Genomic DNA, 8,219 nt, shown 5'->3' on the forward strand with positions numbered 1-8,219 from the left:
GGCCGAGCACCATCGGCGCCTTCATGCGCACCACGCCGAACCCGCCATGGTGGAAATAATGCATGTCCGAGCCGCAGATGCCGCCGCGATGGATGCGCACCCGCACCTCGCCGGGGCCGGGCTCGGGAACCGGCCGGTCCTCTATGGTCAGCCGATGGGGTTCTTGAAGCACCAGGGCTTTCATGGCGGCGGTCTCCTCCCTTGGGGTGCGCGTGTTGACGTACAGAAAATATCATGCATCATATGCGATATCAATGTGTCGGAAACGGCTGCGGGAGGCGAGGATGGAGATCAATGGCAGGACGCACGTCTTCGTGCATCTGGCCTATCCGTCGGCGCATCTGCGCACGCCACAACTGTTCAATGCCCGCTGCCGCGAGCTTAGCCTGGATGCTGTTCTGGTGCCATGGCAGGTACACCCCCAACATCTGGGCCAGGTGCTCGACGCGCTGCGCCTGAGTGAAAGTGTGCCCGGGATCATCGTCACCATTCCTCACAAGGAGACCGTGGCCGGGCTTTGCGACCGCCTCGAGGGGCCAGCCGCGCTGCTCAATGTGGCCAATGTCGTGCGCAAGGCCGAGGATGGTGCGCTGGTCGGCCGCATCCTCGACGGCGAAGGCTTTGTCGGCGGGCTGCTCCGGGAGGGGCGCGACCCGCGCGGCAAGGCAGCGCTACTGGTTGGGGCAGGGGGCGTCGCCGTCGCCATCGCCGATGCGCTGCTGGCCGCCGGCGTCAGTCGTCTCGTCATCGCAAATCGCACGTTGGGGCGGGCGCATAGCCTGGTGGAGCGGCTTCAGGCGCTTTATCCTGGCCGGCATATCGCCGTGGGGCCGGCGGATGCGGCCGGTTTCGATCTTGTCGTCAACGCCACGGCGCTGGGCATGCACGAAGGCGATGCCCTGCCGCTTGATCCGATGAGCATCGCGCCGGGCGCGGTGGTGGCCGAGGTGATCATGGCGCCGCCTGTGACGCCGCTGCTCGAGGCTGCCCGGCAACGCGGCGCCGTTATCCACGAGGGCGTCCACATGCTGACCGGGCAGATCGACCCCTTTATCGACTTCATCCTGGGCGCGGGCACCACCGCGCCCCGTATTCATTCAATCGAAGAGTAGAATAATGATCGTTTTTGGAGCACCGCGCCGTTACATCCAGGGGCCGGGCGTGCTGTCGAATATCGGCGGCGAACTGGCCAGCCTCGGACGGTCGGCCATCGTTCTGGCCGATGAGAGGGTCGAGGCCATTGTTGGCGACACCATTCGCGCCGCTGCCGCCGAGGCGGGCGTCGGCATTACTCCGCTACGTTTTGGTGGCGAGATCACCTATGCCGAGATCGAGCGCCTTGTTGCCGCCGTTTCCGATGCGAAACACGATATCGTCGTGGCGGCGGGGGGCGGCAAGACCATCGATACCGGCAAGCTGCTGAGTCGCGAGCTAAACGCCCGCTTCGTCTCCGTTCCCACCGTTGCCTCCAACGATTCCCCCACCAGCCATATCGCCGTGGTCTATGACGAAAACCACAAGCTGGTCGGCGTCGAGCAGAACAAGGCCAATCCCGATCTCGTCCTGGTCGATACCGCCATCATCGCCAAGGCGCCGCTGACCCTGCTCTCCGCCGGTGTCGGCGATGCGCTGGTCAAGCGCTTCGAGGTCGAGCAATGCATCGGCGCCGGTGGCAAGAATGTCTTTGGCAGCGCCTCGCCGCTGTCTGCCCTGGCCCTGGCCCAGGCGTGCTACGACACGGTGCGCGAGCATACCGTGCCCGCCTATGCCGCCATTGCCCGGGGCAAGATCGACCATCACCTCGAAGCGCTGGTGGAAGCCAGCGTGCTGATGAGCGGTCTTGCCTTCGAGAGCGGCGGGCTGTCGGTGTCGCACGGCATGACGCGCGGCCTTTCGGTCATTCCGGGTGTCGCCAATGCCCTTCATGGCCATCAGGTGGCCTATGGCCTCCTGGTCCAGCTGGTGCTGGAAAACCGCGACCAGGCTTTCATGGACGATATGTACGGCTTTTACCGGGACGCGCGGCTGCCGCTGAAGCTGGCCGATCTCGGCCATGACGGAAAATCCAATTCCGATATCGACACCATTGCGCAGGTATCGGCCGAAGCGGCACATATGAAAAAGTTCTATCGGCCGATCACGGCGGCCGATATCGCCAGCGCCATTACCCAGATCGAGGCTGCCTGATCATGCCCGCCGGAACCGAACTCTTCTCCCTCAAGGGCCGCGTGGCGCTGGTCACCGGCGCCGGCAGGGGCATCGGCTTCTCCTTTGCCAAGGGTCTGGCTTCAGCGGGGGCGCATGTCGTCATCAACGACATCAATCCCGACACCGCCAATGCGGCGGTCGAGAGCCTCGAAAGCGCGGGTTGGAGTGCCGAGGCTGCGCCCTTCGACGTGACGGATAATCCCGCCGTCGCCTCCGCTGTCGATGGCATCGTGGCGCGCAATGGTCGCCTCGACATCCTGATGAACAATGCCGGCATTCTCATCCGCAAGCCCATTGAAACCCATGACATGGATGACTGGAACAAGGTCATCGCCATCAATCTCAGCTCGCTTTACGGGGTGGCGCGCGAATGCGCCCGGCCGATGCGGCAGCAGAAATATGGCCGCATCATCAACACCGCATCGGTCATGGCCATCAGCTCGCGCCCGGGCGTCATCTCCTATGTTGCCGCCAAGCATGGTGTGGTCGGTATCACCCGCGGCATGGCCTCCGAACTGGGACCGGACGGCATAACCGTCAACGCCATCGGGCCGGGCTATATTCTCACCGACATGAACAAGAAGGTTCTGGGCACCGGCACCTTCGAGCAGCAGGTGAACGACCGCACGCCGCTCGCCCGCTGGGCTGAGCCGGACGAACTGATGGGCGCGGCGATCTTCCTCGCCTCCGAGGCCGGCAGCTTCGTCACCGGCCACGTCCTCATGGTCGATGGCGGCATGACCGCCAATGCCTTCCTGACGCAGAGCGTCGATCTGGGAATGGCGAGCTGATGGCCGGGATCGAACGCATGGAAGTAATGACGGCGCGGGTGCCGTTGGAGCGCCCCGTGCAACTGGGCGCCCTCACCATCGCCCAGCGCGACTATGTCGCCCTGCGTCTCATCCTGGACGATGGTGCCGAGGGCTATGCCTATGGCTATGATCGCGGCCTGCCGCTCTTCGATATCGTGGCGCGGGCCGCCCAAGCCTATCTCGGCCAGCCCGCCGAGGACCGCAATCGCCTGCGGCGCCTGGCTCTGGGCCCGACGCCGGCGCCGCGCGCCGCCATGACGCGCGGCATGAGCCTGTGCGACATCGCCCTGTGGGATGCCTGGTGCCAGTCGGTCGGCCTGCCACTCTGGGCGGCTCTGGGTGGCGCGCGCCGGCGCCTGCCGGTCATGCCCGTCATCGGCTATGGCATGACCCCCGAACGCGCCGCCAGCGAAACTGCGGCGCTCGCCGCGCGCGGTTTCCAAACCATCAAATGCATGATCGACGGGCGCGACCTGGCGGCCGACCGCGCGGTGATGGAAGCCCTTGCCTCGGCCCTGCCTGAAGGCGCCCGTTTCGGTATCGACGCCCATTGGTCCTGGGGCAGCGTGGATGAAGCGCTGCCCTGGTGCCGGTTGGCCGAGAGGTTGGGGGCCGCCTTCGTCGAGGATCCCTTCGCGCCCACCCAGGTCCATGCCATTGCCGCCCTCGCCGCACGGCTCGACGTGCCGCTGGCGGTGGGCGAGGATGTCATCGATCTTGCCGGCTTCCGCGATCTGGCGGCCGCGGGCGGGATCCTGCGCGTGGATGCCTCGGTAAGCGGCGGTATTAGTGGTGCGATGGAAGCCATCGCCCTGGCGCGCGCCTTCGACCGCCCGGTCATTCCCCACGTTTTTCCGGCGCTGCATGCCCAGCTCGGCTTTGCCTGCGAGGCCGTGCGCTGCGTGGAAATGATCATGCCCGAAGTGGGCGCCGACCCCATCGACCAGTTTTTCCTGGCCCCGCCGCACATCGGGAACGGGGACATGCTGGCGCCCCAAGCCCCCGGTGCCGGCCTCGCGCTCGATTGGGAGCGGCTGGCCGCCCATGCCATTCGCAAGGACAGTTTCGCATGACCGACCCCGCTTATTTAGAGAAATGGGGCCAGTCTAGCCTCGATCATACCGGCTGGATCACGCCCGACATCGAGCGCTCCGTGGCCTTCTGGACCGGGGTGATGGGGTTTGAGGCAAAGCCCATCGGCGAGCGCCGCCTGCCCTGGATCGGCGCCTTCATGGGCGTGCCGGGCGCGCAGGTGCGGCTCGTGCATCTTTACGGCCATGGTGGTCATATCGAATTCATCCAGTTCGACCGGCAGGATACCCCTTCGGTGCCGCGCGGCAGCCAGCCGGGCGCCGCCCATATCTGCCTGCGCGTCAAGAACGTCGCTGCCCTGCGCGACGATATTCTGGCCAATGGCGGCGCGTTGCAGGGGGAATTGACCGAGATCACCGAGGGCATCGCCGCCGGCCTGCGCGGGCTCTATATGCGCGACCCCCATGGGGTATTGATCGAACTTGTTGAATTGCCCACCGGGTAAGGGTCAATAGGCCGCCCATATGATAGATGATGGATGATTTGAAGGAGGATTGGCCTGTGGCGAGCAAGCCGGTTACGCGCGAAAATCTGTCGACGCAGCTCTACAACAATCTCAGGACGTCCCTGATGGACGGGCAATACGCGCCTGGCCAGAAGCTGACCATTTCAGGCATTGCCGAGGAGTGCGGCACCAGCATCACCCCGGTGCGCGAGGCCATTTTCCGCCTGGTGAGCGAGCGGGCGCTGGAAATCCGCGCGGCCACTTCTGTGCAGGTTCCCAACCTGTCGGCCCAGAGCCTGCGCGAGGTGCAGCGCATCCGTGTCGAGCTGGAAGGAACGGCGGCCCAACGGGCGGCCGAGCTCGCCACCAAGGCCGACCTCAAGGCGCTCAAGGCCATTAATGCCGATTTCATCAAGGCGGCGGCGAACAATCCGGCCAAGGCCAGCGTTCTCAATCGCGACTTCCACTTCGCCGTGCTCCGCCTGGCGCAGATGCCGATCCTGGAGGGCATTTGCGAGAATATGTGGGTGCTGATGGGGCCCTTCCTGCGCACCTTCCACGATCGCATGCCGGTGCGCCAGCTCTCGGGCGACAATCACAAGCATTACGATTTGATCGCCGCGCTCGAAGCGGGCGATCCCGAGCGCAGCCGCGCCGCCATGCAGGAGGATATCCGCTGGGGCGAGGAGATGGTGCGCACGCTCGAAACCGAACGCAGCACGGCCGTCTAGGCAGGCGGGAGTTGCGCTTTTTCACCCGCCGGCGCGTCCGGCGGCGCTTTGTCGTGCCATGAGGAGGAGATTGATGAAGCTGTTTTATGGCGCCGCTTCGCCCTATTCGCGCAAGGTGCGCGTCGTTGCCCATGAACTGGGCGTGCCATTGGAGCTGGTGGCGGTCAACGCCATGGCCTGGGACACCGCGCTTGGGAACGCCAATCCCATCAATCGCGTGCCCACTTTGCTGCGTGATGATGGCTTGGCTCTGTTCGATAGTCCGGTCATCTGCGAATATCTCGACACCAGCTTCGGGCCCCTCCTGCTGCCCGCGAGTGGGGAGGCGCGCTGGCGGGCCCTGCTGGCCCAGGCCCTGGGGGATGGCCTCATGGACGCCGCCGTGCCCCGCCGGCACGAAACCCTTCGCCCCGGCGCGCAGCAATCGCCTGAGCGCCTGCGCCTCTACCGGCGCTCCATCGATCAGATCCTGGACCGGCTCGAGCATGACGCCGATGCCCGCGCCAATCTCGATCTGGGCGCCATTTCCATCGCCTGCGGGCTGGCCTATCTCGACTTCCGCTTCCCTGACGACCGCTGGGGAAAACGTCGCCCTGCTTTGCAAGAATGGTTTGATGACTTCTCGAAGCGGCAGTCCATGGCAGCGACGGAATTCGCATAAACGATTGGCACGTAAGGATTTTCTTTCTTGTTCAACACGCTGTCCCGCCATCTTGACGTTGGCTGAATATGATGCATCATATATCTATGTGATCGGGATGGATGGCCCCCTCTTCCCAGGGAGCGAGTGGGCAAGGATCACGAGAACAGGGTTTGGCGCCGAACGAGGCGCAGGCTGCTGGGCAGCCGAACAGGAGGAACATCAATGCTGAAACTGACCCGCCGCATCGCGGTTGCCGGCCTCTCGGCCGCATTGGCCATGTCTTGTGCCCTGCCGGCGCTGGCCCAGGCGCCGACGCTGCTGCGCATGAACATGGTCGTGTCCAACCAGGACAAGACCTTCCCGCTCTGGCAGGAATTCGCCAGCGAGCTCGAAGCGGCCTCGAACGGTACGCTCAAGGTCGAGATTTTCCCCTCCGAGGGGCTCGGCAAGACCGTCGACATGATCGACGCCATCTCGCGTGGCGCGCCGATCCTGCAGGATTCCGATCCCAGCCATCTGTCGAACTACGTGCCTGACTTCGCCGTGTTCATGGCGCCTTATCTCATCAAGGAGCCGTCCGATATCGAGCAGGCGTGGAATTCCGACCTGGTCAAGGGCCTCGAGGATCAGCTTGCCGCCAAGGGTCTGCATATTGTCACCCTGGTCTATTTCGGCACGCGCAATCTCCTGTCCGACCGCCAGGTGCATAGCCGCGCCGACACCGCCGGCATGAAGATTCGCAACGCGCCCACCAAGATGTGGAACGAAGTCTCGCGCGTTCTGGGCGGCAATCCTACCAACACCGCCTGGTCGGAAGCCTATAGTGCGCTGGAGCAGGGCGTGGCCGATGGCGTGGAATCGCCGCTCTCGCTGCTCTATTCCTCCAAGATCTATGAGACCCGGCCCTATATCTCGCTCACCGGCCATCTGGTGGCGACCACCTCGATCATCATGAGCCAGCAGGTCTATGACAGCCTGCCCGAAGACGCCAGGAAGGCCCTCGACACGGTTGGCCGCGCCGAACCGGCCAAACGCGTCCCGGCCATCCAGGCCCTGGAAGCGGAGTTCCGCACCACGCTGGAGAATGAAGGCATCACCTTCAACGATGTCGACAAGACGGCCTTTATCGAGGCGGCGGCCACGGTTCCGGCCAACTTCCCCGAATGGAGCCCGGGCCTTTACGAGCGCATGCTCGAAGCCATCAAATAGGCGCCTGCCGGTCCATCGACAAAGGCGCCCGGCCGGTCCGGGCGCCGTTTCACCAATCGTGGTTTTCCATCATGCCTGTGCTGTTCTGGGGCGTTCGCCTGGTTCGAAATTTTGAAGCCATCGTGGCCATGGTGGCTTTCGCGATCATGAATCTGGTCGTGCTCGGTAATGTCATCATCCGCTTCACCACGGGCATGTCGCTCGTGTTCACCGAAGAGATCGCCTATCTGAGCTTTGGCTATTCGGTCTTTTTCGGCGCGGCGCTGCTCTTTCGCCACCGCGCCATGATCGCGGTGGACCTGGTGGTCGATCTGCTGCCCGAGCATCTGAAGCGGGCGGCGCATATCCTGAACTACCTGATCCTCATTGCGATCTGCGGCTACTTCTTCAAGCTCAGCCTGGGGCTGGCCCTCACCGGATGGGTCCGGCGCACCGCCTTTCTGGAAATCCCCTATTTCTGGGTGAACCTGGCGCCTTCCATCGCCTTCGGCCTGATGACCCTCTACAGCGTCTGGTTCCTGGTGATCCTGCTTCGTGGCCAGGAACTGCCCAGCGTTGATCTGGAAGAGCAGATGTAGTCCGGCCCCGTCCAGCCGCCGCCGTCACCATATAGTCCCGCTCCCTCGGGGAGCGCCAGGGGGCCCCACAATGTCCTTCACCTCTTTTGCTCCGCTGCTCATCATGTTCGCGCTGTTCTTCCTGCGCGTTCCCGTGGCTCTTGCGCTTATCGGCGCGGCGGCGTTTTACTTCACTTTCATCAACACTCTGATGCCCACCGATACGATGGTCACCAATCTCATGGCGACCACCGAATCCTTTTCCTACCTCGCCATCCCGCTCTTCACCTGTGCCGGCGTGGTGTTCAATTATTCGGGTATCACCGAAAAGATCCTCAAGCTGGCCGACACCATGGTGGGCCATCTCACCGGCGGCATGGCCCAGGTCAACGTGCTGGTGAACATGCTGCTGGGTGGTCCCTCCGGCTCGGCCAATGCCGACGCGGCCATGACCACCAAGATGATCGTGCCGGAAATGACCAAGCTCGGTTACGACAAGGGCTTTTCCACCGTCGTCACCGC

11 protein-coding genes are annotated in these 8,219 nt (G+C 64.0%); 10 read left to right on the forward strand and 1 reads right to left on the reverse strand.

Going from position 1 to position 8,219, the window contains the following annotated elements; genetic code table 11:
• A partial coding sequence (locus VDP82_RS10410) for an alcohol dehydrogenase catalytic domain-containing protein (protein WP_323014780.1) occupies positions 1-184 on the reverse strand: 184 nt, incomplete at its 3' end.
• A 100-nt stretch (positions 185-284) separates the two neighbouring features.
• Here VDP82_RS10410 and VDP82_RS10415 point away from each other — a divergent pair.
• From VDP82_RS10415 to VDP82_RS10460, 10 genes are all read left to right on the forward strand, one after another.
• Positions 285-1,112 (forward strand): shikimate dehydrogenase, encoded by an 828-nt coding sequence (locus VDP82_RS10415; RefSeq protein ID WP_323014781.1) that lies wholly within the window; start codon positions 285-287, stop codon positions 1,110-1,112.
• 4 nt (positions 1,113-1,116) lie between these two features.
• Complete coding sequence (locus VDP82_RS10420; RefSeq protein WP_323014782.1) at positions 1,117-2,187, forward strand: glycerol dehydrogenase; 1,071 nt, start codon at positions 1,117-1,119, stop codon at positions 2,185-2,187.
• Between the two features lie 2 nt (positions 2,188-2,189).
• Positions 2,190-2,999 carry a glucose 1-dehydrogenase gene (locus tag VDP82_RS10425; RefSeq protein ID WP_323014783.1) on the forward strand — a complete coding sequence of 270 codons (810 nt, stop codon included), beginning with the start codon at positions 2,190-2,192 and terminating at the stop codon, positions 2,997-2,999.
• On the forward strand, positions 2,999-4,093 hold the full coding sequence (locus VDP82_RS10430) for a mandelate racemase/muconate lactonizing enzyme family protein (RefSeq protein ID WP_323014784.1): 1,095 nt from the start codon (positions 2,999-3,001) through the stop codon (positions 4,091-4,093). Before VDP82_RS10425 ends, VDP82_RS10430 begins: the two co-directional genes overlap by 1 nt.
• Positions 4,090-4,557 carry a VOC family protein gene (locus VDP82_RS10435; protein ID WP_323014785.1) on the forward strand — a complete coding sequence of 156 codons (468 nt, stop codon included), beginning with the start codon at positions 4,090-4,092 and terminating at the stop codon, positions 4,555-4,557. Before VDP82_RS10430 ends, VDP82_RS10435 begins: the two co-directional genes overlap by 4 nt.
• Positions 4,558-4,613: 56 nt before the next feature.
• Positions 4,614-5,288: a GntR family transcriptional regulator gene (locus VDP82_RS10440; RefSeq protein WP_323014786.1), complete on the forward strand. Its 675-nt coding sequence runs from the start codon at positions 4,614-4,616 to the stop codon at positions 5,286-5,288.
• A 73-nt stretch (positions 5,289-5,361) separates the two neighbouring features.
• Positions 5,362-5,949, forward strand: a complete 588-nt coding sequence (locus tag VDP82_RS10445; RefSeq protein ID WP_323014787.1) for a glutathione S-transferase N-terminal domain-containing protein — start codon at positions 5,362-5,364, stop codon at positions 5,947-5,949.
• A 204-nt stretch (positions 5,950-6,153) separates the two neighbouring features.
• Entirely contained in the window at positions 6,154-7,140 is a 987-nt protein-coding gene (gene dctP, locus VDP82_RS10450; protein ID WP_323014788.1) for a TRAP transporter substrate-binding protein DctP, read from the forward strand.
• Between the two features lie 71 nt (positions 7,141-7,211).
• Positions 7,212-7,718: a TRAP transporter small permease gene (locus VDP82_RS10455; protein WP_323014789.1), complete on the forward strand. Its 507-nt coding sequence runs from the start codon at positions 7,212-7,214 to the stop codon at positions 7,716-7,718.
• A gap of 70 nt (positions 7,719-7,788) precedes the next feature.
• Positions 7,789-8,219: TRAP transporter large permease subunit (locus VDP82_RS10460; RefSeq protein ID WP_323014790.1), on the forward strand; the 431-nt coding region annotated here is incomplete at its 3' end.

The sequence above is a fragment of the Devosia sp. genome (genome assembly GCF_034675085.1).
Lineage (GTDB): Bacteria > Pseudomonadota > Alphaproteobacteria > Rhizobiales > Devosiaceae > Devosia.

What these genes read in the sequence shown, in the direction of transcription:
- VDP82_RS10435 (WP_323014785.1), top strand. Translation starts at nt 4,090, where the DNA reads ATGACCGACCCCGCTTATTTAGAGAAATGGGGCCAGTCTAGCCTCGAT.
- VDP82_RS10455 (WP_323014789.1), top strand. Translation starts at nt 7,212, where the DNA reads ATGCCTGTGCTGTTCTGGGGCGTTCGCCTGGTTCGAAATTTTGAAGCC.
- dctP (WP_323014788.1), top strand. Translation starts at nt 6,154, where the DNA reads ATGCTGAAACTGACCCGCCGCATCGCGGTTGCCGGCCTCTCGGCCGCA.
- VDP82_RS10430 (WP_323014784.1), top strand. Translation starts at nt 2,999, where the DNA reads ATGGCCGGGATCGAACGCATGGAAGTAATGACGGCGCGGGTGCCGTTG.
- VDP82_RS10425 (WP_323014783.1), top strand. Translation starts at nt 2,190, where the DNA reads ATGCCCGCCGGAACCGAACTCTTCTCCCTCAAGGGCCGCGTGGCGCTG.
- VDP82_RS10420 (WP_323014782.1), top strand. Translation starts at nt 1,117, where the DNA reads ATGATCGTTTTTGGAGCACCGCGCCGTTACATCCAGGGGCCGGGCGTG.
- VDP82_RS10445 (WP_323014787.1), top strand. Translation starts at nt 5,362, where the DNA reads ATGAAGCTGTTTTATGGCGCCGCTTCGCCCTATTCGCGCAAGGTGCGC.
- VDP82_RS10415 (WP_323014781.1), top strand. Translation starts at nt 285, where the DNA reads ATGGAGATCAATGGCAGGACGCACGTCTTCGTGCATCTGGCCTATCCG.